This is a genomic window from Azoarcus taiwanensis, assembly GCF_012910885.1.
GTDB classification, from domain to species: Bacteria; Pseudomonadota; Gammaproteobacteria; order Burkholderiales; family Rhodocyclaceae; genus Azoarcus_F; species Azoarcus_F taiwanensis.
On sequence record NZ_WTVM01000019.1, the window covers coordinates 14,180 to 40,736 of the forward strand.

Sequence of the window (26,557 nt, forward strand, 5' to 3'; positions counted from 1 at the left end):
CTGTTAGAACAGGTTCGTTCAGCCCGCCAGGGCGTCCTGATGCTTGCCACCGAGCCCCAGATAGGCCTCGATGATACGTGGGTCGTTCGCCAGCTCGCTTGCCGGTCCCTCGATGGTGATCTCGCCGGTTTCCAGCACATAGGCGTAATCGGCGACCTGCAGGGCGGCGCGGGCGTTCTGCTCGACAAGCAGGATCGACACCCCACGGCTGCGCAGTTCGCTGATGATCCTGAAGATCTCGCGCACGATCAGGGGTGCGAGTCCGAGACTCGGTTCGTCAAGCATCAGCAGTCGGGGCTTGGCCATCAGCGCACGGCCGACTGCCAGCATCTGGCGTTCGCCGCCCGACAGCGTGCCGGCGAGCTGGGCGCGGCGTTCCTGGAGGCGCGGGAACAATTCGAAGACCTCTCCCAGCGTCGTGCCGTGGTCGCGCTTGCCTTCACGGTAACGCTGGAAGGCGCCGAGTACGAGGTTGTCCTCGACACTCATCTCACCGAACAGGTCGCGTTTCTCAGGCACAAGATTCATGCCTCGCGCAACCATTGTCTCGACCTCGGGAGAATGCTCGACTGCGCCACGAAAACGGATCTCGCCTACCGAGGGCAGCACTCCCATGATCGCTGACAGCATCGTTGTCTTGCCAGCACCGTTCGGACCGATGACGGTGACGATGGATCCCTCGTCGAGCCGGATCGAGGCGCCGTGAAGCGCTTCGACCTTGCCATAGAAGACGCTCAGATCTCGCACCTCGAGCAGGGTGCCGCGGGTGTCTGTTTCGCTCATTCGACGCCTCCCAGATAGGCCTGAAGTACGGCGGGATCCTTCTGCACCTCCTCCGGAAGGCCTTCGGAGATCTTCTCGCCGAATTCCATCACGACGACGCGATCGACCAGGCCCATGACGAAATCCATATCGTGCTCGACGAGCAGGATGCCCATGCCTTCCGCTGACAGCTTGCGCATCAACTCGGCAAGCGCCTGCTTTTCCTTGTAGCGCAGACCGGCTGCAGGTTCGTCCAGCAAGAGCAGGCAGGGGTCGGACGTCAGCGCCCGGGCAATCTCGACGATCCGCTGCTGGCCGAGCGCCAGACTGCCGGCTTCGACGAACATGTAGTCCCCCAGGCCGACTCGCTCGATCTGTTTTGCGGCTTCAGCGAGCAGCCGCTTTTCCTCTTGGCGGTCCAGCCGCCAAGCCGCTGACAGCACGCCACGGTTGCCCCGAAGGTGCGCACCGATGGCGACGTTCTCGATAACGCTCATCGTCGGCAATAGCTTGACGTGCTGGAAGGTCCGACTCATCCCCATGCGCGCGATCTCGCGCGAGGTCTTGCCGGTCACATCCTTGCCGAGAAAGGTGATCTTGCCGGAGGTCGGCACATCGACACCCGAGACCTGATTGAACATCGTGCTCTTGCCGGCACCGTTGGGTCCGATCAGCGCCAGAATCTCACCGGCACGCACCTCGAGACTGAGACGGTTGCAGGCGATCAAACCACCGAAGCGGCGGGTAACCTCGCGTGCATCGAGCAGTAGCTCACCTTTCGACGGCAATTCACGCGAGGGCAGCGGCTCCACGTTGCGATCGATCTGCCTCTGCTCGGCGCGCACCGGTACGACGCGCTGGGTCAGCGAAGTCAGGATCGGCCACAGGCCACCGCGCGCCCGGTGCAGGATCAACACCAGCAAGGCACCGAAGAAGATCACCTCGAAGTTTCCGGCCTGGCCAAAAATCGCCGGCAGAATGTCCTGCAACCACTGTTTGAGCACGGTGATCACGGTTGCACCGATGATCGCACCCCAGACGTGCGCTGCACCGCCGAGCACCGCCATGAACAGATACTCGATACCCATGTGGATACCGAACGGCGTCGGATTCACGAAGCGTTGCATATGAACGTAAAGCCAACCCGAAGCGCAGGCAAGCAAGGAGGCGATGACGAAGATCACCATGCGCGAGCGCGCGGTATTCACCCCCATTGCCTCAGCCATGATCATGCCGCCCTTGAGGGCACGAATCGCTCTCCCCTCACGGGAGTCCAGCAGATTCAGGGTGGTGATCACTGCGAGCAACACGAACAGCCAGATCAGATAGAAGATCTGATGCCCTTGGCGAAGCTCATAGCCGAAGACCGCGATAGGCGGAATCCCGCCAAAGCCGGTGTGTCCGCCGAGAAGACCCATCGTACCGAAGAGGAAGTACAGGCTGATACCCCAGGCGATGGTCCCCAAGGGCAGGAAGTGGCCTGACAACCGAAGCGTGACGAGACCGATCAGATAGGCACTCGTCCCGGTGACGATCAGACCGGCGACGAGTGACAACCAGGGCGACCATCCCATCCATGCCAGCCAGCCCGGCAGATCGCTCGCCGTGGTCAGCACCGCAGTCGTGTAGGCGCCCAAGCCGACGAACGCAGCCTGGCCGAAGCTCGTCAGCCCGCCAACGCCGGTCAGCAGCACCAGTCCGATCGCCACCATCGAGTACAGCCCGATGTAGTTGAGGACAGTAATGTGGTACGGCTTGAGGACCAGCGGCGCTAGCGCGAGCAACACCACAAGGACAATCATCAACACCTTCGGAGAGAGTTCGAACTTCATTCCTCTTCCTCCATGTGATGGGTGGTCAGTGATCGCCAGACCAGAACCGGGATCACGAGCGTGAAGACGATGACCTCCTTGTAGGCACTCGCCCAGAAAGAACTGAAGGACTCGAGAAGCCCAACCATCAGCGCGCCCGCAGCGGCAATCGGATAGCTCGACAGTCCCCCGATGATCGCGGCGACGAAGCCTTTGAGGCCGATCAGGAAGCCGGTGTCGTAGTAGATGGTCGTGATCGGGCTGATCAGCACACCAGACAGCGCGCCAATCAACGCTGCGAGGAAAAAGGTCAGCTTGCCGGCAAGCATCGGTGAAATCCCCATCAGGCGGGCGCCGTTCGGGTTGATCGCGGTCGCCCGCAATGCCTTGCCGTAGATCGTTTTGCTGAAGAACAGCGCAAGGGCAACGATGAAGACCAGGGACGACAGGATGACCCAGATCGTCTGCCCGGTGACGAACATCGGCCCAATCTCGAAGCGCGCATTCGAGAACGGCGAGGTGCGATACCCCTCGGGGCCGAAAAAGACCAGACCGAGTCCGACCATCGCGACGTGGGCTGCGATCGACATGATCAGCAGCACGAGCACCGGCGCATCGGCGATCGGTTGATAGACCAGGCGGTACATCATCGGGCCCATCGGCACGACGATCAGAAGCGTCAGCAACACCTGCACGGCCAATGGCAGGTCACGCAGCGGCAGCGACCAGACCAGCGCGAGCAACAGCAGCGGATAAATGAGATTAACGCCGGCGATCCCCACCACCTTGCGCGACTGGCCGGCACGAATAGCGGACACACCGTCCGCCAGCGTGACCACGACACCCGCGCCCAGCAGCAACCACATCGTTGCAGGAAAGAATCCGTTCTCGATCATGGCCAGGGTGAGCGCGCCATAGGCGACGAACTCCCCCTGCGGAATAAAGATCACCCGGGTGACAGCGAACACCAGCACGAGCGCAAGCGCCAGAAGCGCGTAGATAGCTCCGTTGGTGATGCCGTCCTGCCCGAGGATCAGCGCTATTTGCAAGTCCATGCGTTACCCCCGCTCTCCAGCCGCCGTCTCTCATCTTGGGCCAAGCGACCGGCGGTGCGCATCCATCGGCGCGACAACACCCCCGGCAGTGCGCCAAGCGCGACTACCCTTCCGAGAAAAACAACGGAAACCGGATTACTGTCTGTGCACCCGAGACGGGAAAACCCGTTCCCATCCGATCCGGATGCCTAAACTCCGAGTCAAATGACCCTTCCTCTTGCCGGCGCTGTCACGAGGCGCGACGCACCTCGCGTGAGGGTGGGCACCACGCCCACCCTCAGCCGACCTCCAGGTCAGGATCAGTCTGCGAGCTTCCAGGTGCCGTTCTGGATCTGGACCATGACGCGAGCGCGCTGGTCGAGACCCAGGTGGTCCGTCGGACTCATGTTGAAGATGCCGTGCGCACCCGCGGCTTCACTCACGTTCTCGAGTGCGTCGCGCAGTGCTGCGCGAAACTCGGCGGTGCCAGGCTGCGCAACCTTCAGCGCCTCGGGCACCGCTGCCTCGAGCAATACGCCGGAGTCCCAGGCATGCGCGCCGAAGGTGGACACGCTGCCGGCACCGTGCGCGGCTTCGTACGCACGGATGTAGGTCAGCGCACTCGCCTTGACCGGGTTGCTGTCCGGCAGTTGATCTGCGACCAGTACCGGGCCGGCGGGCAGGAAGGTACCTTCACAGTCGCGACCGCACACGCGCAGGAAGTCGTTGTTGGCCACACCGTGCGTCTGATAGATCTTTCCGGCATAGCGGCGCTCGACCAACGTGCGCTGCGGCAGCGCGGCCGGAGTGCCGGAGCCTGCGATCAGAATCGCATCCGGGTTTGCCGAGATGAGTTGCAGCACCTGCCCGGTCACCGAGGTGTCGGTACGGTTGTATTGTTGCGTGCTGACGACATCCAGTCCGCGCAGCCCCGCGAGCGTGCGGAAGTGCTCGAGCCAGCCCTCGCCGTAAGCGTCGGCGAAGCCGATGAAGCCCACCGTCTTGATGCCATGGTTGGTCATGTGCTCGATGATGGCGGTCGCCATGTGCTGGTCGTTCTGGGGCGTCTTGAAGACCCAGCGACGCACGTCGTCTACCGGTTCGACGATGCGGCTGGACGCAGCCCAGGAAATCATCGGCGTGCGGGACTCTGCCGCGACCTCGATCATTGCGAGCGAGTTCGGCGTGGTCGTGGACCCGAGCACGACATCGACGCGATCTTCGTCGACGAATCGACGGATATTCTTCACCGCCGAGGTGGTATCGGAGGCGTCATCAAGAACAATGTACTGAATCGCCTGGCCGGCGATTTCCTTCGGCATCAGATCGGCCGTGTTGCGCTCAGGGATGCCGAGCGAAGCAGCCGGTCCGGTGGCTGAAACGGTGACACCAACCTTGATCTGCGCGTGCGCAGCGCCGACCGAGAACGCAAGCCCGATTGCGGCAAGCAAAGCCTTATTGAATTTCATGACGTCTCCTCCTGTTTATGATTTACCGCAATCGGATCGAGTCCGAAGACGGGCACTACGGTCAAACGATTTCAGCCTGGAAGCTCAACGGTTGACGAGATCAATAGTAGCTGATTCGTCGACCGTGGAGTCAACAGTTGTTTCTGAAGCTCTTCGTACCAACTGACAATGACACGGGTGACGCTTTTGCCTCCTCGGCAGGTCTGGGGCAAACGGCCTCAGGCTGCATGATGATTCGTGTCCTTTGCCTCACATATACTGACCGGCATCCACACGCAGCACCTCACCGGTGATCATGCGGGCCGCATCCGAAAGCAGGAAAACCACTGCCGCAGCGATATCTTCCGGGCGGGCGAGTTCGCCCAGTACGGCCTCGCTGCGGGCACGATCGATCACCTCCGCCGGCAACGCACGCGCCATTTCGGTCATCACCATTCCCGGTGCGACCGCGTTGACGGTAATGCCTTTGGGCCCGAGCTCGCGCGCAGCGGTCTTCGTCAAGCCGATAAGCCCCGCCTTGGCAGCACTGTAGTTCGCCTGACCGAACTTCCCCCGCATGCCGTTGATTGAAGTGATGTTGACGATGCGGCCCTTGCCCGAGGCAACCATCGCGGGCGCACAGGCGCGCACGAGATTGAAGACACCGCCGAGATTGACATCAATCACCGATTTCCACTCCGCGTCGCTCATCTTCAGCAGGCTGCGATCGCGGGTGATGCCGGCGTTATTGACCAGCATCGTGGCGGGTTGCGGAAGGCAAGCCACTGCAGCGCCCACGCTGTCAGGATCAGCCACGTTGACCTGATGCACGGTCGCGACCGGGTGGTCGCCGTCCATGTCGAACACGTGTACCGTCGCGCCGCACTCGATCAGCACGTCGGTGATCACCCGGCCAATACCCCGCGCGCCGCCGGTGACGATGGCAACGCGACCGCGAATCCCGTCATCAAGCCTCATGCCACTCCTCCATGCCAAGCCTTGTGGAACTCAAGCCAGCGCACGCGACAGCGCGAGCTTCTGACCCGGTCGAAAGCCGCAGCGCTCGAGGAAACGCGCCAGACTGAAATGGTTCCATTCGATCTCGGTGCGCACCGACTCGACGCGCAGCGATGCGAGGTTGGCCAGCAGCTGAGAAATCAGCGCACGTCCCACCTCACGACCGGTCATGCCCGGATCGACACCGATTGTGTCAATCACCGCGCTGGTGGCCGCTCGGCCGAATTCGCCATAGTCGACCCGCGCCATGATGAACCCGACCACCATGTCGTCCTGTTCGGCGACCAGTGATACCCGGACCCCCGAGTCTCCCAGGGCTTCTTCGAACTTGCGCCGGTAGTAATCGATGCGGTCGGTGCCGGTGCCGTGACGGTCGATGCGCACGACGGCGTGGAGATCCTCGGCAGCGAGCGAACGCACCGGAACCTTGTCGCGTGACAGGGCTTCGAATTCGTCGGGACTCGGGTCACTGTAGTCGGGTTCGGTCGAGAACTGATCGAGTAGCTGTTTCGTTGTGGGATGGGGGCGACTGGACATCGTTTGTCTCCGTCTTGGGTTCGGTTCCGGGCAGCTTCAGAAGCTCACGAATTCGGTGGGGCGCTCGAGCACGACGCGGGGCGCAAGCCTGAAGTCCGCGGCTGAGAAGAACTCGACCAGGCCGGGTTGATCCCACTCCGCCTGAGTTCGCATTTCACTGGCGCCTCGCGCTAGGGCACTGCGGTCGAATTCGCCAAGCAGGGTACGTGCGAGGCCGCGCCGCCTGAGCGCCGGATCGACCCCGATCGCGTCGAGCACCGCAACCTTGCCCTTGACCCCGAATTCGCCGTCGAGCAGGTGCCCAAGGATGAATCCCGCCACCTGGTCGCCCGACTGCGCGACACACGAAAAAAACCCCTCGGGGCGCGCCTGCTCCGCCCGCAGCCTGCGCTCGAAGAAGCCCGTTCTGGCCTCACCGCCGGTCGTACGATCCAGCCGCACGATCTGCTCCAGATCGCTCGCGACCATCGGACGCATGCTCACGCCATTGTCTGTTGCGGTCATGATGCCTCCCGTTCAACCGTGCAGGTTCTGGTACTTGGTCATCAACTCGTCGTTCGACTCGCGATAATTCGGATCGTCCGGGATGCAGTCGGCCGGACAGACGAGCCGGCACTGCGGCTCGTCGAAGGCGCCGACGCATTCGGTACATTTCATCGAGTCGATGACGTAGATCGGATCGCCCGCGCGGATCGCCTCGTTCGGACACTCTTCGACGCAGGCATCACAGGCCGTGCAGTCGTCGTTGATTATCAAAGCCATGATTGCTTCCTCCTGTAAGGAATGGTCACGCGGCGACCCTCTGTTCGCCCAGGCGGGCGAGCTTTTCGTGGCGGAATGCGCCCCACAACGCCGCGCCGATCGCACCAGCAAAGGGCGAGTCGGGGTGGTTCAGCGCCTGCACCGTCATCTTCTGTTCCTTGACCGACTCGTTGAGCGTGGTCATCAAACCCTCATCGAGTGCCAGACCACCGGTGGCCAGCACCACACCGTCGCGGGCGCCGATCGATTTCAGCAGCTTGGCTAGCCGTCCGGCCATCGAGATGTGTATCCCCTTGAGGATGTTCGGCGCACTTATCCCCCGCGAAACCATGTTGATCACGTCAGTCTCGGCCAGTACCGCGCAGATGCTGGACACCACTTCGGGGTTGTCGGCCTGCTGCGACAGCGCGCCGATTTCGTCCTGCGCGATGCCCAGATAGCGGGCGATGTTCTCCAGAAACTGGCCTGAACCGGAGGCGCACTGGCTGGTCATCTTGTACTGCTCGACCTTGCCGCGTTCGTCGCAGCGGATCGCCCGGCCGTGCAAGGCGCCGATGTCGAGCACCCCACGCGCGTCTGGGTTGAGAAAGATTGCGCCGCGCGCATGGGTGGTCATCGAATAGAAGTGGCCGGTATGAAAAGCAAGACTCTCGCCTTCACCGGTGGTCGCGACGTAATCGACGTCGGCACCCTTGATGCCGGCCTCTTCCAGCAATTCGTTGTAGGACTGCTCCGCGAGCTTGAACGGGTCGCGCTGGCGAATCCGGTCGTTGCGCTTTGCCAGCCACTCGCTCTTGTCGCCTTCAACCCTGAACAGAACCGTCTTGACTGCGCCGGTGCCGATGTCGATGCCTGCTGTGATTGTCATGTCATGCCTCCATCACGGCACGCCGGGCGAACTCGGAAGCGCCCAGAGCACCGGTATAAATCGAATCGGGATCGATGTTGATCTGCACGTCGCCGTAGTTTTCCTTGACGAGCTGTCGCAGCTCCTTGACGGCCGCCTCGTTCTTGGCCACGCCGCCGGTGAAGGTGAACTGGTCGGTGATGCCACCGGAACGCGAGATGATCGACATCGCACGCAACATGATCGCGCGGTGCAGGCCCGCGAGAATGTCCTCGCGCTTGTCTCCCAGCGCCAGCCGGTCCCGCAACTCGGCACCCGCGAACACGGTGCAGGTCGAGTTGATGCGGATGGTCTTGCTCGCTTTCATCGCCAGCGGACCCAGTTCGTGCAGGCCCATGTTCATCTCGTCCGCGACGTAGCCGAGATAGCGTCCGGTTCCCGCCGCACAGCGATCGTTCATCTGGAAGTTCACCACGATGCCCTTCTCGTCGATCTGGATGCCCTTCGTATCCTGGCCGCCGATGTCGAGCACCGTCCGGGTCGCCGGGTACATCAGGTGCGCGCCGAGGCCATGACAGAGAATCTCCGAACGGATGTGCTCTTTCGGGAACGGCAACCTCACGCGACCGTAGCCGGTGCCAACGACGTAGCGCTCCTTCATATCGACATCGAGGGCCACCTTGATCGGCGCTTCGAGCGCGGCGGTATCGAGCAGTTCACCGGCGATCTCATCACGCACCCGCTCCATCGCACTGACGAACTTGCGGTTCATGTCACCGGAGGGCGGGCGGTTCTCGACCTCGATGATCGACTTGTCGTACATGTGCAGCAGATGATCGAAACTGACCCCGCCGCCACGGGCAACCTCTTCGCCGATCTGCATGAAGCGCGAACCGGCGATGTCGCGAAAGAAGTCGGACTTACGCTGCGCGTCGGGCGCAAACAGCTTGTCGGCCTCGTCGTCGCGTAACCGGCGGAAGGTCTCGGTGAGCGCTTCGATGATCGGCTTTTCCATGCCGGCAAAGCGCGGCCCGTCGACGTTGCTGATGCACGTCTGCTCGAGATCGCCGAGCTGCTCGATGAACTGCTCCCGACGAAAGTTGCGGGTCAGCCCCTCGAGCACGTCATCGACGCGGCCCGCGAGCGCGGGCTCCTTGTCGAGCTCACGTCGGATCAGGCTCAGCCTCGCGTCAATGAAAGCCTCGAGCTTGGACACGCGCGCCGCGGTATCGTAATTCGAGCGCGAATTGGTGATGCCCCGGCCGAGTACCTGTCCCTTGTCGTCCATGACGACCGCCTTGGTCGTCGTGGAACCCAGGTCGATTCCGATGAAACACTCCATGGTTCGCTCCTTATGCGGCGGCCAGCGATGCACCGCTGCGCTTCTGGTCGATCATCTGGAAGTAGCTTTCCAGGCGGTTCTTGACGTTCGCATGCGAGAAGTAACGCGGGTCGACCAGGTCGGTTTCGATGAACGCCGCCGGCTTGCCGGTGCGCTTCTCGATCTCCCGCATCATCAGCAGTTGGCCGGCGGAGAAGCTGTTGCAGCTCTTGATCGAGTTGATCAACAACCCGTCGGCCTGGTAATCGTTGATGTATTTCTCGAGCAGCTCGACACGCTGCGGCAGGTTGTTGTTGGTGTAGCAACCGAGGCAGTAGTCGGCGAGCGTGCCGAGTGGATCGTTCGGATCGTGGCGGAAACCCTGGTCATACAGACCACCGACCTTGGTGTAGGAACTCGCGACAACGACCGCGCCCTCGTCATAGAACAGCTTCCAGAACTCGCGGAAACTGGTCCAGTTCGGGGGGCCTTCCACCACGAGACGATACTTTTCGCCCTGGAGATCGCCTTCGGGCGTGATCGGACCCTTGCCCGCTGCCAGACGCTCCTCGACCTCCTTGCGCAGCAAACCGTAGTACTCGACCGCATCCTCGGTGCCGCGGAAGGCGGTGAAGATCGGGCCGATGTAATACACGCCGCCAAAGTACGCATCGATCGGCGATGGCTTGTTCTTGCCACTCTCGAGTACCCACACCAGATCATCCTCGGCCTTGGCGGAGTTTTTCAGGTATTCGCGCAGGCGGTCGATGTCGAACTTGACCCCGGAGACCTGCTCGAACATCGGGATCACTTCTTCCTTGAGCTGCTTGACGACGAAGTCGCGCATATTCTTCGTGATCTTGCCGTCGCCCTGATACGGAATCTGCAGCATGACCGTCGGGCACTTGTACTCGTGGCGCAGCAGCTCGAACCACTTCATGAAGGTGAAGCAACCGGTATAGGACAGCAGCAACATGTCGGGCGCAGGCATCGGCTTGCCGTTGGGCGCAATGTTGCCGCGGCCCATCATGCCGATGTCGGCCTTGACGTAGGTACAGACGTCCTCGGAGTGCCCGCTCTTCTCCGCGTCCATGATCATCGCGCCGCTCTGCTTGCGCAGACCGTTCTGGATGGCGTTGGTCTCGGGGAGGTTATTGACCATGTCGAAACACATGATCAACTCGTTGAGGTTGCCCGGGACGAAGGTCGATACGATCTTCTCGCCGGACTCCCTGGTGCTGGTGAGCCGATCGTAGTTGCCCGCGATCATGTCCTTCTGCTTCAGCATGGAAGGCTCTTTGATGACTTCGGTATCCACTTTCGTGTTCATGGTCAGCTCCACAGTTTGATCGAGTCGGCAAAGGTGCCGGCCTGCTCGCGGATCGGCTGCATCTGGCCCGAGTTCTCCGCGTACTTGAAGGAGATGTACGGAACGTTGTGCTCCGAACACCGGTCGGCGAGCATCGGACGCTCGAGCAGCGCCGGATCGCAGAAGCTGGGGGCCGCAAAGATCACGCCCTCGGCCGCATTCTTCCGTACCTGCTCGAGCAGGAACATGCCCTTGTCTTCTTCCTGGGTGTCATATTTGGCGGCTGTGCTGGCCGATTCGTGCAGGAAGGCGAGGGCCAGGTTCTCCATCGGGTCGCCGCTGGTCGACACCGGTTTCTGGAGCCAGCGGTGCACCAGCATGTAATCGTCATCGACGATGTAACAGCCCGAGAGCTCGATGGACTTGATCAGGTTCAGCGGCGGCTGCTCGCAGAAGGAACCATTGATGACGACCCGGCAGTTGTCGCGCTTGGGCGCATCGACTTTCTCCGCGGCCGCAAGGTAGTCCCTGAGCATCTGGTTGTGCTCTTCCACCGGCAACACCAGGCCGGCGCGCATCAGCAGATACACATCGGCCGACGGAACCTTCCAGGGCTCACGCGAGCGCATCGCATAAACGTCCATGGCGAGCTGGCGGTTCTCGTTATAGACCTCGATCGAGGCGCGCAGCGCGTCGTCTGTGATCTTGCGCCCGGACAACTCCTCGAGCCCCTCGCGCAACTCATTGAGTTCATTGACGTAGTAGTTGCCACCGACATCGTCGCGGTAGTTCTGCGGCACGTCGAAGTAGCGCACGTACTTGCCCGGGAACATGAGTTTCCACATCCCTGACAGGTTGCGGATCACGTCGCAGATGCTGGGGAACAGCATGCCATCGACAAAGTCCATGCGCTTGGACAGGCCGAGTTCGATGGTCGAGCGTGGAATCCGGCAGATATAGCTCTGATAGTAGGCGTCGCCGTGGATCACCTCGAGTTGGTCACCGCCGCCCATGATGCCCAGGGGCAACATGCCGGCCGCATGGATGATCTCGCGCGGCACATAGACCGGCATGTAGGCGATCACTTTACGATCGGGATCGGCCTCCTTCCACTGCCGGGAGGCGGTAAAGTCGAGGTCGTCGTATAGCGCCTCACAGCGCGCAATGATTTCTGCGGTACTCATGGTCAACGGTTCTCCCAGTTTGCTGGACGCTTCTCGAGAAAGGCCTGCAGCCCTTCCACCGCATCGTGGCTCGCCATCAAATCGCCAAGATAGAGGGCTTCCACAGTGTTCAGTTTTTGCTTGATCTGTTCGACCAGATCGCCGCGCGCCGCCTTGACTGCGAAACGCAGCGAACTGGCACTGAGCTTCGCCAGATGCTCGTCGTACCACGCCAGGGCCGCAGCCTCGGGGTCGTCGAAAAGGCCATCGACGAGTCCGATGCGATGCGCGTCGGCACCATCGATACTGCGCCCGGACCACAACAGATCTTCCGCGCGGGATTGACCGATTCGCGGCGGCAGCAGGCAGGAGGCCGCAGGCGCGAACACGCCCAGGCGAATCTCGGGCTGGCCGAACTTTGCATCCGCAGTCGCGAACAGCAGGTTCCCCGCCGCCGCAACCTCGAGCCCGCCACCCAGGCACTGGCCGCGGATCGCGACCATGATCGGCACCGGACTGTCGAGCATCACGCGGATCAAGGCATGCAGGCTCTTCAACATTTCGGCGCACTGCCCGGGCAGATGCTCCTCAACGCTTGCGCCAAAGCTGAAGTGCGGCCCCTCGGCGTCGAGCAGCACCGCACGCAGTGATGTCGCGCCGAGATGTGCCTGCAGTGCGGCCTGCAGTGCGCCGATCATGGCGGCATCGACGATGTTGGCCTTCGGTCGGGCAAGGCGCAGACGCAGAAGACCGTCGTCGCGCTCCAGCCAGACCTTCAGCGGGGAAGTGGCCTCGCTCATCACTCGGCTCCCGGCATCAGGCTGTCGATCAGTTCCGGCGTCCAGGGCACGCCCTTCGCCAGTGCGCGCCGCAAGGCCGTGAAGTCGATCTCGCGACCGGTGTCCTTGTTGCCTTCGTTGAACGCACGGAAACCCGTCCGAGCTTCGTTCATCATGTTCAAGGCGAGCCAGGCTCGGCTGTTTTCCTTGTTACGGTTCCACGCATCGAGCTTGGGCTTGCGCAGCTCTTCAAAGCTCTTGGTGAGGCACTCAGGGAAGGTGTCGAGCAGCTTGGCGCACAGTTTCTCCACCGCCTCATCCAGCAGCGAAAGATCGACTTCGCCCTGCTTCAGCAGCGCCTTGCCCTCAGCTAGCGCTTCACCGGTCTTGAACTCACCATGAACGATGCGACCGAACTCGTCGAGATAGCGATCGGTGATCACAGTCGGGTTCGGCACAAATTTGCCGTCGATCTTGAGCGCCGGGACGATTTCAGTGCAGATTCCCAGACGATAGGCCTTGTGCGCCGAGAACGGCTCGCACAGGGTGCCCGAGACCATCGCCTGTTCGCATCCGATCATCAGCGGCAGAAAATCGGTTGCACCACCGATTGCCGCGGAACCATGCTTCGGGCCGGCCTGGCCGAAGTTCGCAAGATCCTGCGCGATGGTGAAATCCGCCGCCATGCCGATTTCCTGACCACCGCCGATACGCATCCCATTCACGCGACACACGACCGGCTTGTCGCACGCCAGAATGGACGACACCATGTCGTTGAACAAACGCATGTACTGCCGATACTCCTGGGGGTTGCCAGCGTAATACTCAGCGTATTCCTTGGTGTTGCCACCGGTGCAGAAAGCCTTGTCGCCGGTCGCGGTAAACACCACCGCGACCACGTCGCGCGCCATTGACGCGGCCCTGAAGGCGAGAATCAGGCCCTTGGCCATATCAGTGGTATACGAGTTGTACTGCTTGGGGTTGTCGAGAGTGATCCATGCGTTGTACAGATCCGGCACGATCTCTCCGGCGCGATTGCGCGCCGGGCGCTTCTCGTAGAGCACGCCCGGCATTACGGTTTGCGGGACGAGGTTGTGGTCGGCGAGTTGCTTGGGGGCGAGTTGTTCGATGAGCGTCGCAGTGGTTTGGTTCATTGGGCTGTCTCCTTGGGAATCCGTATGGCTCAGGCGGCTGGCGTGAGAATCGCGCGCCGCGTCAGCTTGTGCGCATGTGCGTCGGCAAAGACGTCATTGATACGGTCCAGCGGGTGTCGCTCGACGAAGCTGGCGAGATCGATCTTGCCGTTCAGGACCAGGTCGAGTGCGGCCGGATAGTGCTCGGGCAAGCACCCCCAGTTGCCCATCGCGCGCGCGTGGAACGCCATGAGGTTGGATAGCCGGACTTCGATCTTGTCCATCGTGAAGCCGACCACGGCAAGGGTCGCGCCAAAGGTCAGCAGACTGAAGGCATTGCTCTGACCGGCACCGGTACCGGAGCACTCGAAGATCTTCCAGCGCGTCATCCGCAGCCCATTGGATCTGGCGTGAGCCTCGACCGCCTTCTTCATGTCACGACCGGAGACTTCACGAGCGTTCAATGTGAGCGCTGCTCCGTGCCTGCTCATGAGTGCGAGTTTCACCGGGTCCACATCGACCGCAACCACCTCCGCACCAAAGGCTCGCGCAATCTGGACCGCGTAGCCACCGACGCCGCCGACGCCGATGACGATCACCAGATCGCCGGGCTCAACCCCTGCCTGCAGTACGGCCTGGTAAGGCGTCGTGACCGCATCGGCGACCACCGAGACGTCGGCCAGCTGAAGTCCAGCGGCGGCAAGACGCGCTTCATCGACGGGACACAGTCCGCGTGCCGGCACGACGATGTGCGACGCGAAGCCACCCTGAATGTCGTTCCCCGGCATCAGCTGGTTGCGACAGATCGTGCCGTGACCGGCCTGGCACAGCTCACATTCGCCACAAGGCATGACAGCCGGGATGATGACTGCTCGCCCAATCCATTCGCCTGCCTGAGCACCCGCCTTGACGACACGCCCGCTGATCTCGTGACCAAGCGCGAGCGGCAGCGCATGATTGGTGCGGACACCGTCGTAGTAGAAACCCAGGTCCGTATGGCACACGCCACAGCCCGCGATCTCGACGACGACATCGTTCGAGTCGAGCTCGCCGACCTCGAACTCGGAGCGCACCATCGGCTCACCCACGCCGGACATCAGCCATCGATAAGGGGAATTGCTCATCTCACTCCTCCGTTTGCTTTCCGCTTCGGACGTTGACGTGAACGTCACTTTGCAGCTGGAACTCCGTCTCGGCATACGTGAAGCGTTACCGGGCGGTTGTGCAAACGTTAATTGAGAGTGAAAGGAGGGGGGTTGACCTATGTCAACAAAGTGACGTTTGCGTCAACGTAAACTTCGAACCCGTCAATGAGACAATTCGCCACCCTCGGTAGCCGATAAGTGGTCGTTGTAGCAAAGGCGTCGCGGAGACTTCCGCCCGAAGGCTGAACCCTCCGTCCTGTTGGCAGTTTCCGGACCGGCCTCGCCGGTCAGCGCTTGAACCTGGAGAACACGAATGACAGCCCGATCGGTTTCAATAACCTTCGCCGGCAGCGGCGGCGCCGGCGTGATGACAGCCGGCAACATGTTGCTGGACGCAGCCGGACGCGCCGGATGGCACGGCTACATGACTCGCTCGTCAGGTGCTCAGATTCGCGGCGGAGAAGCCGCGGCGATGCTGCGCCTGTCCACCGAGCCGGTCGAGTCTCACGACGACTACTTCGACCTGCTGGTCGCCATCGACTGGCAGAACGTTGGCCGCTTTTCGGCCGAGATCCCGATGACTTCCGACGGACTGGTCCTCGGCGACCCGGAAGGAGGTGACTTCCCCGAGCAGATCAGCGCGAAGGGCACCCGCCGCGCCGAAATACCCTTCAAGAAGATGAGCAAGGACATCCCAGGCGGACGCGCAAACATGATCGCTCTCGGCGCAGTGGCCGCGCTGATCGGACTGCCCGAAGACGCGGTGAACTCTGTGCTGCACGAGGCACTGAAGAAGAAGGGTGCCGAGGCGCTGACATCCAGCGAAGCGTCGATGCGCGCGGGAATGGAATATGCGGCCAATCTGCCGGCGTCCGCACGTCTCGAAACGGATGGCGTCAAAGCCGAGTCGCTGTGGAGCATCACTGGAAACGAGGCAGCGGGCCTCGGCGCAGTGCGCGGCGGCATCCGCTTCGTCGCGGCTTATCCGATTACGCCGGGCACCGAAGTGCTCGAGTGGCTGGCGCCGAATCTCGCGAAACTCGGCGGTGTGCTGGTCCAGGCCGAGGATGAACTCGCCTCGATCAACCAGATCATCGGCGCATCCTACGGCGGCACACCCTCGCTTACCGCGACTGCGGGTCCAGGGCTGGCGTTGATGATGGAGTCGATCGGCCTCGCGGTCGCGTCGGAGGTGCCCATCGTCGTAGTCAACGTCATGCGCGGCGGCCCGTCGACCGGGATCCCGGTCAAGTCGGAGCAGAGCGACCTGAACATCGCCTTGTACGGCCTTCACGGTGACGCGCCCCACCTCGTGCTCGCCCCGAACACGCTTGCCGATTGCGCCTTCACCACTCAGTGGGCGGTCCAGCTTGCCGAGGCACTGCAGACTGCGGCGATCGTGTTGTCCGATCAATCGCTTGGTCAGAGCCGTGCGACGATCGAAGCACCCGCCGATCCAGGCTTTTTTGCCTGCCGCCTGCGGCCGGAAGGTCCGCTCGAAGGGCGTTACCGCCGCTATCTCAACACTCCTTCGGGCGTATCGCCAATGGCGCAGCCCGGCATGAAGGGCTATCAGTACACGGCGGACGGCCTGGAGCACAATGAGATCGGCACCCCGTCGAGCCATACGGTGGATCACAGCACCCAGCTCGACAAGCGCCTGCGCAAACTCACCGCCTACGACTACGGCGAGCACTGGGCCGATATCGAGGGAGAAGGCGACATCGCAGTGGTGACATGGGGTTCGACCACTGGTCCGGTTCGCGAGGCGCTCGCGCGCTGGCGCGAGGCAGGCAACCAGGCGCGCCTGGTGTCCGTTCGTCTGCTGTCGCCGGTCCAGCCTGAGAAACTGGCTGCCGCACTCGATGGCGTAAAGCGCGTACTGATCGTCGAGCAAAGCCACGGGGCACAGTTCCATCGTTACCTGCGCGCGCATTACGACCTGCCCGGCAGCGTCCGGGCCTTCCACCGCCCGGGCCCGCTGCCCATCCGTCCCGCCGAAGTCTTCGGTCAACTGGCCAATTGGAGCTGATCATGGAAGCAGTCTCTGCATGTCCGAGCTTTAGTGCTCGCGATTACAAGTCGGACGTCAAACCGGTCTGGTGCCCGGGTTGTGGCGACTATTCGGTCCTCTCGTCCATCACCAAAGCGATGGCGGAACTGTCGGTGCCACCCGAGAACGTCGCCCTCGTGTCCGGCATCGGCTGCTCGTCCCGAATCCCTGCCTACACCAATGTGTTCGGTTTTCACGGGGTACACGGTCGCGCGCTGCCGATCGCCACAGGTCTCAAGATCTCCCGCCCGGAGCTGACGGTCATCGCCTCCGGCGGTGACGGTGACGGCTTTTCGATCGGCGGCAATCATTTCATGCATGCGTGCCGGAGGAACGTCGACATGACCTATATCGTCATGGACAACGAGGTCTATGGCATGACGAAAGGGCAGGCATCGCCCACCACGGCACCGGACTGGGAGAAAAGCAAACTCACGCCAGAAGGCACGGGCATCAACCCGTTCCGTCCGCTGGTGATCGCACTTGCTTCGGGCGCCAACTTCATCGCGCGCAGCTTTTCAGGCGACCCCAACCACTCGGCTCGCATGATCGCCGAGGCGATACGGCATCCGGGCTTTTCCTTCGTGCAGATTCTCAGCCCCTGCGTGACCTTCCGGCCGGAACAACGGGACTGGAAGGCCGGCATTCGCCAGGCACCTGTGGACGCCACGACCGATGCCGCACGTGCCGCGCGGCGGCTGATGACCGACGACGGCTTCAACATTGGCGTTCTCTTCCGCGGCGATCGCAAACCGTTTCAACCCAGCATGAAGGCTCGCGTCGAGTCAGTACGCGACCTGGAGAAGGAGTTCCGGATATGAGCAGCCCAGGGCAGGAAGAAGGCAAGCCGATCGAAAGCGTCGAGCAGTTGCTCGCCCATGCACTTGCGATGGAGACCGAAGCGGTCGAGCGCTACAACGAACTGGCCGACCAGATGGAAGTGCACAACAATCCCGATGTCGCACAGCTGTTCCGAAAGCTCGCCGAGATCGAGCAGCTGCATGTGCACAATGTGACCGAACTCAGCGAAGGCGTGGAGCTGCCGCACATTGCACCGTGGGACTACGCCTGGGAGACGCCGGAAAGCCCGGAATCACCCTCGCCGAGCGCACGCGAAGTGCATTATCTGATGCAGCCCTATCACGCGATCGCGCTGGCGCTCAAGCATGAACGTCTCGGCGTTGAGTTCTACGAGAAGCTCGCCTCGCAAAGTGATCGCGAAGACGTGCGCAAGCTTGCGTCCGAACTGCGCGAAACCGAGGTTGAACACGTCTCGCTGCTGGAGAAGTGGCTGGCGCGCTTCGAAGCACCAGCCAAGGGCTGGAACGAGGATCCGGACCCGCCGCTGCTGCAGGAGTGATGCAGGCACCGCAGCTGCCGAGCCCTCTGGTCGAGTGAAATCAGTCAGTGGCTTTTCACACCTACGCGGGCTTTGTGACCCGCGTAGGACTTTCTTGAGCGTGAAAAGCTCAGCCGCCGGTGGTTTCGTCCACTGTCAGGTCGTATCCAGCTTGTTTCAGGCCGTCGATCACCGTCTGGGGGTCCGTCGCCTCGAAGCGGATCACCGCGGAGCGGCGCCCTTCTGCCTGCGGCGTACGCGGCGAAACCACCGCGACGATATACCCCCCCTGCGCATTGACGTTTGCCAGCAGCGCGGCCAGTTGTCCCGCCTGATCGGCCAGTCGAACCGTGACCCGCGTGGTGTTCTCGACCCAGCAGCCGGTGATGTCGAGGAAGAAATCGAGCAGATCGACACTGGTAATGATGCCGACCAATCGACCGCCATCGACCACCGGCAGGCAGCCGATCTTGTTCGGCCTCATCATGCGTGCGGCCTCTTCGATCAGCGTCTTCGGCGAACAGGTCACGACGTTCTTGTGCATGATGTCGCCCGCTTTGACCTTGGACAACAGGTACTTGATCTCGCCAATGTCGAGCGTGGTGATCATCGATGGTTGAGCGCGCTGGACATCCCGATGCGAAACGATACCGAGGATGCGTTGCTCCGAGTCGACCACAGGCACATGGCGCACCTTCTTCAAGCGCATGATTTCGGTCAGCTGTCCAAACTCGGCATCCGCGGCCACGGTGACGACGTCATGGGTCATGATGTTTTCAACGTACATATCAGAACTCCCATCCACTATCGCGCGAACGCTTGCCGCGCTTGATTCATCGAAGGAACGCCGACACCGCGCGTTCCCGTCAGGTCTCACACACCGGTCTGTCCATTGCGGGCGCGGTCAGTGTAGTCCAAAAGCCATGAACTCCGCACCGCTTGTACACCAGTGACGATCACATGAACTTTACGTGCACGTCAACGCAAGCACAATATTTATTTGCGTTGACGTAAACGTCATCTGTTGACCTATGTCAACGGATGCAGAGTCTCCCCAAAATAGAATCGACCCAACGGTCAAAGAATCTGCGTGACTGCCCACACGCATCCGGGCATCCACCAGCTTTCGACTCCAGCTCTACACGGTCGGTGCTGTTCAGCTCGTCAGAGGAACTGCACGAATGAGGAGGAGAAACATGACGGCCAGCACGCCGGAACGAACCGGCAAAGTCGCGACGTACTGTTATCAATGCGTGGCCGGTCCGGATCTGCTCAAGGTCAAGGTTGAAGATGGCGTCGCCACCGCGATCGAGCCGAACTTCGACGCGCAGGGGGTGCACCCTGCCGATGGGCGCGTTTGCGTAAAAGCTTTCGGACTTATCCAGAAGGCCTACAACCCGAACCGGGTTCTCGCGCCGATGAAGCGCACCAACCCCAAGAAGGGCAAGGACGAGGATCCCGGTTTCGTCGAGATCACCTGGGACGAGGCGCTCGACCTGGTCGCCGAGAAGCTCACCAAAGTCCGCGCCGAGGGGTTGCTTGACCGCGCCGGCTATCCCCGGCTGGCCGCAAGCTTCGGCGGCGGCGGGACACCAACCGCGTACATGGGTACCTTTCCCGCCTTTCTGAGCGCATGGGGCCCGGTGGATCTGAGCTTCGGCAGCGGTCAGGGCGTCAAGTGCTATCACTCCGAGCACCTGTACGGCGAGTTGTGGCATCGCGCATTCATCGTGTGCCCGGACACGCCCCGCACACGCTACATCGTCTCCTTCGGCAGCAATATCGAGGCTTCCGGCGGCGTCTGCGGCGTGTGGCGGCATGCGAACGCACGTGTGGAGCAGGGCGTCAAGCGCGTACAGATCGAACCGCATCTTTCGGTCACCGGCGGCTGCTCGGCTGAATGGGTGCCAATCAAGCCGAAGACTGACGCGGCTTTCATGCACGCGATGATCTACGTGCTGATTCACGAGAACGATCGCGAGCGTCTCGACGTACCCTTCCTGAAACACATGACCGCATCGGGTTACCTGGTCGGCCCGAACGGCTACTACCTCCGCGATCCCGACACGCGCAAGCCGCTTGTCTGGGACCTGACCCAGGGCAAGGCCGTGCCGTTCGACACGCCGGGCAACGATCCCGCACTGGATGGCCGCTTCACGGCATCGGGCATCGAGGTGGGACCGGACGAAGCGATCTTCAGGCACGACGGCGTGGAGGTAGCGACCTCGTTCCAGATGCTGCTTGACCACGAGCGCACGTTCACGCCGGAATGGGCAGAGACGATTTGCGAAGTGCCGGCAGCGACGATCAGACGCGTGGCCAATGAATACCTGGACCACGCGGAGGTCGGCGCAACCATCGAGATCGAAGGTCGAACCCTGCCCTTCCGGCCGGTCGCGGTCACGCTCGGCAAGACCGTCAACAATGGCTGGGGCGGCTACGACTGCTGCTGGGCACGCACGCTGCTCGCCTGTCTGGTGGGTGCGCTCGATGTGCCTGGCGGCACCATCGGCACCGCAGTGCGCCTGAACCGCCCGGCCAATGATCGCCAGAGCAGCGCAAAGCCCGGGCTGGACGGTTTCATGGATTACCCGTGGAACCCGACCGACAAGGAGAACTGGATCTCCCGCCCGCAGATCCGCAACGCCAATCGCACACTCGTTCCGCTGGTCGCCAACTCCGCATGGAGTGCTGCACTCGGTCCGACCCACCTCGCATGGATGCAGCAGCGGCACCGTTTCGAGAACTTCCCCGAGCCGACCCAGCCGGACGTCTGGTTCTTCTACCGTACGAACCCGGTCATTTCGTTCTGGGACACCCCCGCGATCGCCGACGTGGTGGCGAAATTCCCGTTCGTGGTGGCTTTCGCCTACACCCACGACGAAACCAATCACTTCGCCGACGTGCTGCTGCCGGACTGCACTGATCTTGAAAGTTTGCAGATGATCCGCATCGGCGGCACGAAGTACGTCGAGCAATTCTGGGATCACCAGGGTTTCGCGCTCCGCCAGCCCGCAGTGCCGGCGCAAGGCGAGGCACGCGACTTCACCTGGATCGCGACCGAGCTTGCTCGTCGATCCGGCATCCTCGAGAAGTACAACCAGGCAATTAACCGCGGGGCCGCGGGCGTGCCCCTGAAGGGGCCCAATTACGATTTCACGCTGGATCCGGCCACTCCGCACTCCGTCGAAACCATCTGGGACGCGAGCTGCCGCGCGGCCAGCGCCGAACTCACCGAAGGCGAGGAGGACCATGGCCTCGACTGGTGGCAGGAGCATGGTTTCCGCACCATCGACTACCCGCGACTGCAGTGGTTCCTGTACCCGCACCTGGTCGACAACAACATGCGCTTCGAACTGCCCTATCAGGAGCGCATCTTCCGCATCGGGCAGGAGCTGGGCAACCGCTTGCACGAGTCGGGCATCGACTGGTGGGATCGGCAGTTGCTCGAGTATCAGCCGCTCCCGGTGTTCCACGACTTCAGCGCGCTCATCAAAAGCGCCGTGCTCTCGAATCTCGGCGGGCGCGAAGAAGACTACCCCTTCTGGCTGCTGACCGCACGAAGCATGCAGTACTCGTGGGGTGGCAACGTCAGCCTGCAGATGGTTCGCGAGATATCCCAGAACATCAAGGGCCACCGCGGAGTCATCATGAACGCTGGGCGGGCGGCCGAACTGGGCATCGAGGATGGCGACCTCGTCGAGGTTCGGTCGCCGCTGCGCGAGACGCGCGGCCGGGTCGTACTGCTACAGGGCATCCGCCCCGACACGCTGCTGATGATCGGTCAGTTCGATCACTGGATCACCCCCTATGCCAAGGGCTTCGAGATGCCCAGCATGAACAGCCTGGTGCCGATGCTCATGGACCTCACCGACGCAACCGGCTCGGCAGCAGACATCGTGCCGGTATCGATCAAGCGGATCGGAGGTGCACAATGACACGCTACGCCATGGTGGTGGATCTGCGCCGCTGCGTCGGGTGCCAGACCTGTACCGCCGCCTGTCGGCACACCAACGCCACGCCGCCGGGGGTGCAGTGGCGTTGGGTGCTCGACGTCGAGGCAGGCGACTATCCCGACGTGTCGCGGACCTTCCTGCCCGTGGGCTGCCAACACTGCGAGGAGCCGCCCTGCGAGGCGGTGTGCCCGACCACCGCCACCAGGAAGCGCGACGACGGCATCGTGACCATCGATTACGACCTCTGCATTGGCTGCGCGTACTGCTCAGTCGCCTGTCCGTACTTCGCGCGCTACAAGGTCACCGAGCGCCAGAACGCCTTCGGGGACCGAGCGATCCCGAACGAGGACAAGCGCGCCGACCCCGGCAAGATTGGCGTCGCGACCAAGTGCACGTTCTGCGTCGACCGCATTGACGATGGCCTCGCCAAGGGCCTGAAACCCGGCGTCGACCCGGACGCGACGCCAGCCTGCGCCAACGCCTGCATCGCCGGCGCTCTGGTATTCGGGGACATCGAAGACCCGAACAGCCGGGCCTCGCAACTGCTGCGCGAGAACGAGTCCTTCCGCATGCACGAGGAGCTGGGCACCGGTCCCGGCTTCTACTACCTTTGGGACAAGAAACAATGAGAGGCGTCGAACCGCAACTCCAGGCAGTCTGGGACATGCGTGCCGCGGCCAATTTCATCGGCGGCGGCACCGGCACCGGCCTGCTCCTGTGGGCCGCAATGAGCGCAAGCGCTCACGGCACATCCTTGCTGGGACCTGTTCTGCTCGCGCTCTTCTGTGTGGGCGTCGGGCTGGTGTGCGTATGGGCCGAGATCGGCCGCCCCCTTCGCGCACTGAACGTCCTTCTTCACCCAAAAACCTCGTGGATGACCCGCGAAGGCCTGATCGCAATGCCACTGTTCGCGCTCGGCCTCACGGCAGCCTGGTTGGGTTCGATTGCTTTGGCATGGCTCACCGCCCTGACCGGCCTGGGTTTTCTCTACTGCCAAGCACGCATCGTGTCGGCGTCCAAAGGCATTCCGGCGTGGCGCGAGGATTCGATCGTACCGCTGCTCGTCGCCACCGGTCTGGCAGAGGGTGCGGGCCTGTTCGCGATCCTCGCGCTCTTCCTGGCAAACGCGCCGGGCGCCCTGTTCGCGCTACCACTCCTGCTGTTGATCGTCGCGCGTCTGTTGCTGTGGCGTCGCTACCGTACCCGCCTGGAGCGCCCGAACGGCGCGCCCCGCAAGGCCTTGCAGGAGATCGGTGCGACGCACCGGCTGTTCGTCATCGTCGGTCACGCCCTGCCGGCTACGCTGGCCGTGATTGCGCTGCTCGTGCCCGCCTTCGCACCCACCCTGCTGGCTCTGGCCGGCGCCGCAGTGCTGGCAACGGGCTGGCACTTCAAGGCAGCGCTGATCACACGCTTCGCCTACACCCAGGGTTTCGCGCTCGAGCGTGTGCCGGCCCGCACACCGGGGCACTCACGCCCTGGCGTCAAACCGGGCTGGAGCTGATTCGACCGCCCCGATCAAGGAGAACATGGCATGTACGAAGTCCGAATTCACGGCCGCGGCGGCCAGGGTGCGGTTCTCGCCGCCGAGATGCTCGCGATGGCGCTGGTCGCCGAGGGCAAGTACGCGGTTTCGATCCCCTCATTCGGCTTCGAGCGTCGCGGCGCCCCGGTGGTGTCCTTTCTGCGCGCGAGCGATCGCGAGATCCGCCAGATGACCAACATCTATCATCCCGATTGCATCATCTGCGTGGACCCCACCGTGGCCAACTCGGTGGACATCTTCGCCGGCCTGAAACCCGGCGGCACGCTTGTCCAGACCACCCAGAAACCGCTCGACGCACTCTTCATCCCGGACGTCGTCGCCACCGTCGGTCTGTGCGACGCCGTCCGAATCTCCAACGAAATCTTCGGCCGCTCGATTACCAACACCCTGATGCTCGGAGCCTTTGCCCGCACCACCGGCGTGGTGTCGCTCGAGTCTCTCAGGCAGGCAATCAGGGATTCGGAGTTCCGCGACGCAGGCCTCGCCCAGAACCTCACCGCACTGGAGCGCGGTTACGCCGAAACCGTGGTGCACACGATCGACCGGAGGGTCACACTGTGAGCGAACGCCATCACCGTTATCCGACCTTCGATCTGAAGGTCGCCAACGTTCCGGACGACCTGTGTCCGGTCGCAACCGAACTCAGCCCGATGATGCCGGGCGACTGGCGCAGCTTCCGGCCTGTCGTCGACCGCGACAAGTGCGTCAAATGCGCAGTCTGCTGGCTCTACTGTCCGGTGCAGTGCGTCGAGGAACATGCGGCGTGGTTCGACTTCAATCTCGATACCTGCAAGGGCTGCGGCATCTGCGCCACCGAGTGCCCGCAAAGGGCGATCGTCATGATTCCGGAGGTGAAGTGATGCGCCCGCGAACGAGTTTCTCATCGGTCGGCCGCCACAGCCTGCGTCCGGTGATCCAGCGACAGGAGGGTTTGGCATGAGCACCATCATCGAAACGCCACCGCAAGCCACTGGCAACAAGGTGATCCTGTGCGAAGGCAACGAAGCGGCAGCCCTCGCCGTCGCGCTGGCGCGTCCCGACATGGTCGCGGTGTATCCAATCACGCCACAGTCCTCGCTGGTCGAGCATGTCGCCAAGCTTATTGCCGAAGGCCGAATGGATGCCGACATCGTCGACGCCGAGGGCGAACATTCCGTGCTTTCCGCGCTGCAGGGCGGGGCGCTGGCGGGCGCACGAACCTACACTGCCACTTGCGGCCCCGGTCTGGCGTTCATGTTCGAGCCCTACTTCCGGACACCGGGCATGCGCCTGCCGTTGGTGATGACCATCGTCACGCGCGACGGGATCACGCCGCAATCGGTGTGGGGCGGTCACCAGGACGCGATGACGGTTCGCGAGGCCGGCTGGATACAGATCTACTGCGAGTCGGTCCAGGAGGTGCTCGACACCACCGTGATGGCTTTCAAGATCGCCGAACACCATGACGTAATGCTGCCGGTCAACGTATGCCTTGACGGCAACTATCTCTCCTACGGGGCCTCGCGGGTCGAGATGCCCGACCAGGCGGAGGTGGACGAATTCCTTGGCGACAAGAACGTCAACTGGCACGTCGCACTCGATCCACTGCGACCGATGGCGGTGGACCCGCTCACCGGAGGTTCTGGTGGCAAGGGGCCGTCGTCCTTCGTGCGCTACCGTCGCGGCCAGTGCCGCGGCATGCAGAACGCGTTGCGCGTAATCACCGAAGCGCACGAGGAATGGGCACAGCGTTTCGGGCGCCGTTTTGCACCACTGGTCGAATCCTACCGGATGGACGACGCCGAATTCGCGCTCATGACCCTCGGCAGCATGACCGGCGCGGCCAAGGACACGGTCGATGAAGCCCGCGAGGCCGGCAAGAAAGTCGGTCTGGTCAAGATCAAGACCTTCAGTCCGTTCCCGGTCGAGGCGCTCAAACAGGCATTGTCCGGCATCAAAGCCCTCGGTGTGGTCGACCGCGCGGTGGACTTCCGCTGGAACTGCGGCCCGATGTACCGCGAAACGCTGGGCGTGCTTTACCGGCTTGGCCGCCACCTGCCCACCGCCAGTTTCATCGGGGGCCTGGCCGGCGCCGACCTGACCCTCGAGCATTTCCACCGCGTCATCGATGCCACCGAAGCCCTGCTCGACGGTCCCGCACCGGACGAACCGGTCTGGCTCAACGCCAACGACTGACGGAGATCACCATGGAACATACCGACTACCTCGTCGTCGGCAGCAGTCACGCCGCACTCGAGGCGATTACCGCGATCCGCATGATCGACCCCGAAGGCAGCCTGACCCTGGTCACACGCGACCCCGAGCTTCCGTACTCCCCGACTGTCTTGCCCTATGTGGTTTCCGGCCGCTCCGCCCCCGACAGCGTGTACTTGCGCGACGACGACTTCTTCGCTCGCAACAAGGTGAGCTACCGGCGAGCCACCGCGTTAAAGGCACTGCACGCCGGCCGCAGCACGGCGGATCTTTCCGACGGTAGCTGCATCGGCTACCGGCGTGCACTGCTTGCCACCGGTGCCTCGCCGGCGATTCCACCGATTCCGGGTATCGACCGCGTCGATTTCCATGTGCTGCGCACGCTTGCCGACGCGACCCGGC

At 62.6% G+C, this 26,557-nt stretch carries 26 protein-coding genes; 10 read left to right on the plus strand and 16 right to left on the minus strand.

The window, feature by feature from the left end; translation table 11 throughout:
- Window positions 1–18: 18 nt before the first annotated feature.
- From GPA21_RS04910 to had, 15 genes are all read right to left on the minus strand, one after another.
- On the minus strand, window positions 19–783 hold the full coding sequence (locus GPA21_RS04910) for an ABC transporter ATP-binding protein (RefSeq protein ID WP_168987099.1): 765 nt from the start codon (window positions 781–783) through the stop codon (window positions 19–21).
- Window positions 780–2,594, minus strand: a complete 1,815-nt coding sequence (locus tag GPA21_RS04915; protein WP_168987100.1) for a branched-chain amino acid ABC transporter ATP-binding protein/permease — start codon at window positions 2,592–2,594, stop codon at window positions 780–782. The genes GPA21_RS04910 and GPA21_RS04915 overlap by 4 nt, the downstream gene beginning before the upstream one ends.
- Window positions 2,591–3,628: a branched-chain amino acid ABC transporter permease gene (locus GPA21_RS04920; RefSeq protein WP_168987101.1), complete on the minus strand. Its 1,038-nt coding sequence runs from the start codon at window positions 3,626–3,628 to the stop codon at window positions 2,591–2,593. The genes GPA21_RS04915 and GPA21_RS04920 overlap by 4 nt, the downstream gene beginning before the upstream one ends.
- A 299-nt stretch (window positions 3,629–3,927) precedes the next feature.
- The gene (locus GPA21_RS04925) at window positions 3,928–5,076 is read right to left on the minus strand and encodes an ABC transporter substrate-binding protein (RefSeq protein WP_168987102.1); all 1,149 of its coding nucleotides are present in this window, start codon (window positions 5,074–5,076) and stop codon (window positions 3,928–3,930) included.
- Window positions 5,077–5,325: 249 nt separating this feature from the next.
- Window positions 5,326–6,033 (minus strand): SDR family oxidoreductase, encoded by a 708-nt coding sequence (locus GPA21_RS04930; protein WP_168987103.1) that lies wholly within the window; start codon window positions 6,031–6,033, stop codon window positions 5,326–5,328.
- A gap of 30 nt (window positions 6,034–6,063) precedes the next feature.
- The gene (locus GPA21_RS04935; RefSeq protein ID WP_168987104.1) at window positions 6,064–6,609 is read right to left on the minus strand and encodes a GNAT family N-acetyltransferase; all 546 of its coding nucleotides are present in this window, start codon (window positions 6,607–6,609) and stop codon (window positions 6,064–6,066) included.
- A 36-nt stretch (window positions 6,610–6,645) separates the two neighbouring features.
- Window positions 6,646–7,113: a GNAT family N-acetyltransferase gene (locus GPA21_RS04940; protein WP_168987105.1), complete on the minus strand. Its 468-nt coding sequence runs from the start codon at window positions 7,111–7,113 to the stop codon at window positions 6,646–6,648.
- Window positions 7,114–7,125: 12 nt separating this feature from the next.
- Window positions 7,126–7,371 carry a YfhL family 4Fe-4S dicluster ferredoxin gene (locus GPA21_RS04945; RefSeq protein WP_168987106.1) on the minus strand — a complete coding sequence of 82 codons (246 nt, stop codon included), beginning with the start codon at window positions 7,369–7,371 and terminating at the stop codon, window positions 7,126–7,128.
- 25 nt (window positions 7,372–7,396) lie between these two features.
- Window positions 7,397–8,239 carry a benzoyl-CoA reductase subunit D gene (gene bcrD, locus GPA21_RS04950; RefSeq protein ID WP_168987107.1) on the minus strand — a complete coding sequence of 281 codons (843 nt, stop codon included), beginning with the start codon at window positions 8,237–8,239 and terminating at the stop codon, window positions 7,397–7,399.
- Between the two features lies 1 nt (window position 8,240).
- Window positions 8,241–9,560, minus strand: coding sequence for a benzoyl-CoA reductase subunit A (bcrA, locus tag GPA21_RS04955; protein ID WP_168987108.1), 1,320 nt, complete (start codon window positions 9,558–9,560; stop codon window positions 8,241–8,243).
- A gap of 10 nt (window positions 9,561–9,570) precedes the next feature.
- Window positions 9,571–10,869 (minus strand): benzoyl-CoA reductase subunit B, encoded by a 1,299-nt coding sequence (gene bcrB / locus GPA21_RS04960; RefSeq protein ID WP_168987109.1) that lies wholly within the window; start codon window positions 10,867–10,869, stop codon window positions 9,571–9,573.
- Between the two features lie 2 nt (window positions 10,870–10,871).
- Window positions 10,872–12,032, minus strand: coding sequence for a benzoyl-CoA reductase subunit C (gene bcrC / locus GPA21_RS04965; RefSeq protein ID WP_168987110.1), 1,161 nt, complete (start codon window positions 12,030–12,032; stop codon window positions 10,872–10,874).
- 2 nt (window positions 12,033–12,034) lie between these two features.
- On the minus strand, window positions 12,035–12,811 hold the full coding sequence (locus GPA21_RS04970; protein WP_168987111.1) for a cyclohexa-1,5-dienecarbonyl-CoA hydratase: 777 nt from the start codon (window positions 12,809–12,811) through the stop codon (window positions 12,035–12,037).
- Complete coding sequence (gene oah / locus GPA21_RS04975) at window positions 12,811–13,944, minus strand: 6-oxocyclohex-1-ene-1-carbonyl-CoA hydratase (protein ID WP_168987112.1); 1,134 nt, start codon at window positions 13,942–13,944, stop codon at window positions 12,811–12,813. The genes GPA21_RS04970 and oah overlap by 1 nt, the downstream gene beginning before the upstream one ends.
- 29 nt (window positions 13,945–13,973) lie before the next feature.
- Window positions 13,974–15,047, minus strand: coding sequence for a 6-hydroxycyclohex-1-ene-1-carbonyl-CoA dehydrogenase (gene had / locus GPA21_RS04980; RefSeq protein WP_168987113.1), 1,074 nt, complete (start codon window positions 15,045–15,047; stop codon window positions 13,974–13,976).
- Window positions 15,048–15,381: 334 nt separating this feature from the next.
- Between had and GPA21_RS04985 the strand changes: the two genes are divergently transcribed.
- The 3 genes from GPA21_RS04985 to GPA21_RS04995 are packed head-to-tail and all read left to right on the plus strand — an operon-like array spanning window position 15,382 to window position 18,481.
- On the plus strand, window positions 15,382–17,100 hold the full coding sequence (locus GPA21_RS04985; protein WP_168987114.1) for a 2-oxoacid:acceptor oxidoreductase subunit alpha: 1,719 nt from the start codon (window positions 15,382–15,384) through the stop codon (window positions 17,098–17,100).
- 2 nt (window positions 17,101–17,102) lie between these two features.
- Window positions 17,103–17,942 (plus strand): 2-oxoacid:ferredoxin oxidoreductase subunit beta, encoded by an 840-nt coding sequence (locus GPA21_RS04990; RefSeq protein WP_168987115.1) that lies wholly within the window; start codon window positions 17,103–17,105, stop codon window positions 17,940–17,942.
- Window positions 17,939–18,481: a ferritin-like domain-containing protein gene (locus GPA21_RS04995; RefSeq protein WP_168987116.1), complete on the plus strand. Its 543-nt coding sequence runs from the start codon at window positions 17,939–17,941 to the stop codon at window positions 18,479–18,481. Before GPA21_RS04990 ends, GPA21_RS04995 begins: the two co-directional genes overlap by 4 nt.
- A gap of 109 nt (window positions 18,482–18,590) precedes the next feature.
- Here the strand turns inward: GPA21_RS04995 and GPA21_RS05000 are convergent, their stop codons facing one another.
- Complete coding sequence (locus GPA21_RS05000) at window positions 18,591–19,247, minus strand: CBS and ACT domain-containing protein (protein ID WP_168987117.1); 657 nt, start codon at window positions 19,245–19,247, stop codon at window positions 18,591–18,593.
- A gap of 409 nt (window positions 19,248–19,656) precedes the next feature.
- Here GPA21_RS05000 and GPA21_RS05005 point away from each other — a divergent pair, with 409 nt between their 5' ends.
- The 7 genes from GPA21_RS05005 to GPA21_RS05035 form a co-directional block, all read left to right on the plus strand.
- Window positions 19,657–22,398 (plus strand): molybdopterin-dependent oxidoreductase, encoded by a 2,742-nt coding sequence (locus GPA21_RS05005; RefSeq protein WP_168987118.1) that lies wholly within the window; start codon window positions 19,657–19,659, stop codon window positions 22,396–22,398.
- Window positions 22,395–23,045 carry a 4Fe-4S dicluster domain-containing protein gene (locus GPA21_RS05010; RefSeq protein WP_168987119.1) on the plus strand — a complete coding sequence of 217 codons (651 nt, stop codon included), beginning with the start codon at window positions 22,395–22,397 and terminating at the stop codon, window positions 23,043–23,045. Before GPA21_RS05005 ends, GPA21_RS05010 begins: the two co-directional genes overlap by 4 nt.
- A complete protein-coding gene (locus tag GPA21_RS05015) occupies window positions 23,042–23,920 on the plus strand; it encodes a DmsC/YnfH family molybdoenzyme membrane anchor subunit (RefSeq protein ID WP_168987120.1) in 879 nt (292 codons plus the stop codon). The genes GPA21_RS05010 and GPA21_RS05015 overlap by 4 nt, the downstream gene beginning before the upstream one ends.
- 30 nt (window positions 23,921–23,950) lie before the next feature.
- Entirely contained in the window at window positions 23,951–24,523 is a 573-nt protein-coding gene (gene padE, locus GPA21_RS05020; RefSeq protein WP_168987121.1) for an NADH-dependent phenylglyoxylate dehydrogenase subunit gamma, read from the plus strand.
- Window positions 24,520–24,822 carry an NADH-dependent phenylglyoxylate dehydrogenase subunit delta gene (padF, locus tag GPA21_RS05025; RefSeq protein WP_168987122.1) on the plus strand — a complete coding sequence of 101 codons (303 nt, stop codon included), beginning with the start codon at window positions 24,520–24,522 and terminating at the stop codon, window positions 24,820–24,822. The genes padE and padF overlap by 4 nt, the downstream gene beginning before the upstream one ends.
- Before the next feature lie 76 nt (window positions 24,823–24,898).
- Window positions 24,899–26,137 (plus strand): NADH-dependent phenylglyoxylate dehydrogenase subunit alpha, encoded by a 1,239-nt coding sequence (padG, locus tag GPA21_RS05030; protein ID WP_168987123.1) that lies wholly within the window; start codon window positions 24,899–24,901, stop codon window positions 26,135–26,137.
- Window positions 26,138–26,148: 11 nt separating this feature from the next.
- Window positions 26,149–26,557, plus strand: a 409-nt coding sequence (locus GPA21_RS05035; RefSeq protein ID WP_168987124.1) for an FAD-dependent oxidoreductase, incomplete at its 3' end; no start/stop codon positions are given.

Coding starts and splice junctions, on each gene's coding strand:
- GPA21_RS04910 (WP_168987099.1), bottom strand. CDS start 783: ATGAGCGAAACAGACACCCGCGGCACCCTGCTCGAGGTGCGAGATCTG.
- GPA21_RS04915 (WP_168987100.1), bottom strand. CDS start 2,594: ATGAAGTTCGAACTCTCTCCGAAGGTGTTGATGATTGTCCTTGTGGTG.
- GPA21_RS04920 (WP_168987101.1), bottom strand. CDS start 3,628: ATGGACTTGCAAATAGCGCTGATCCTCGGGCAGGACGGCATCACCAAC.
- GPA21_RS04925 (WP_168987102.1), bottom strand. CDS start 5,076: ATGAAATTCAATAAGGCTTTGCTTGCCGCAATCGGGCTTGCGTTCTCG.
- GPA21_RS04930 (WP_168987103.1), bottom strand. CDS start 6,033: ATGAGGCTTGATGACGGGATTCGCGGTCGCGTTGCCATCGTCACCGGC.
- GPA21_RS04935 (WP_168987104.1), bottom strand. CDS start 6,609: ATGTCCAGTCGCCCCCATCCCACAACGAAACAGCTACTCGATCAGTTC.
- GPA21_RS04940 (WP_168987105.1), bottom strand. CDS start 7,113: ATGACCGCAACAGACAATGGCGTGAGCATGCGTCCGATGGTCGCGAGC.
- GPA21_RS04945 (WP_168987106.1), bottom strand. CDS start 7,371: ATGGCTTTGATAATCAACGACGACTGCACGGCCTGTGATGCCTGCGTC.
- bcrD (WP_168987107.1), bottom strand. CDS start 8,239: ATGACAATCACAGCAGGCATCGACATCGGCACCGGCGCAGTCAAGACG.
- bcrA (WP_168987108.1), bottom strand. CDS start 9,560: ATGGAGTGTTTCATCGGAATCGACCTGGGTTCCACGACGACCAAGGCG.
- bcrB (WP_168987109.1), bottom strand. CDS start 10,869: ATGAACACGAAAGTGGATACCGAAGTCATCAAAGAGCCTTCCATGCTG.
- bcrC (WP_168987110.1), bottom strand. CDS start 12,032: ATGAGTACCGCAGAAATCATTGCGCGCTGTGAGGCGCTATACGACGAC.
- GPA21_RS04970 (WP_168987111.1), bottom strand. CDS start 12,811: ATGAGCGAGGCCACTTCCCCGCTGAAGGTCTGGCTGGAGCGCGACGAC.
- oah (WP_168987112.1), bottom strand. CDS start 13,944: ATGAACCAAACCACTGCGACGCTCATCGAACAACTCGCCCCCAAGCAA.
- had (WP_168987113.1), bottom strand. CDS start 15,047: ATGAGCAATTCCCCTTATCGATGGCTGATGTCCGGCGTGGGTGAGCCG.
- GPA21_RS04985 (WP_168987114.1), top strand. CDS start 15,382: ATGACAGCCCGATCGGTTTCAATAACCTTCGCCGGCAGCGGCGGCGCC.
- GPA21_RS04990 (WP_168987115.1), top strand. CDS start 17,103: ATGGAAGCAGTCTCTGCATGTCCGAGCTTTAGTGCTCGCGATTACAAG.
- GPA21_RS04995 (WP_168987116.1), top strand. CDS start 17,939: ATGAGCAGCCCAGGGCAGGAAGAAGGCAAGCCGATCGAAAGCGTCGAG.
- GPA21_RS05000 (WP_168987117.1), bottom strand. CDS start 19,247: ATGTACGTTGAAAACATCATGACCCATGACGTCGTCACCGTGGCCGCG.
- GPA21_RS05005 (WP_168987118.1), top strand. CDS start 19,657: ATGACGGCCAGCACGCCGGAACGAACCGGCAAAGTCGCGACGTACTGT.
- GPA21_RS05010 (WP_168987119.1), top strand. CDS start 22,395: ATGACACGCTACGCCATGGTGGTGGATCTGCGCCGCTGCGTCGGGTGC.
- GPA21_RS05015 (WP_168987120.1), top strand. CDS start 23,042: ATGAGAGGCGTCGAACCGCAACTCCAGGCAGTCTGGGACATGCGTGCC.
- padE (WP_168987121.1), top strand. CDS start 23,951: ATGTACGAAGTCCGAATTCACGGCCGCGGCGGCCAGGGTGCGGTTCTC.
- padG (WP_168987123.1), top strand. CDS start 24,899: ATGAGCACCATCATCGAAACGCCACCGCAAGCCACTGGCAACAAGGTG.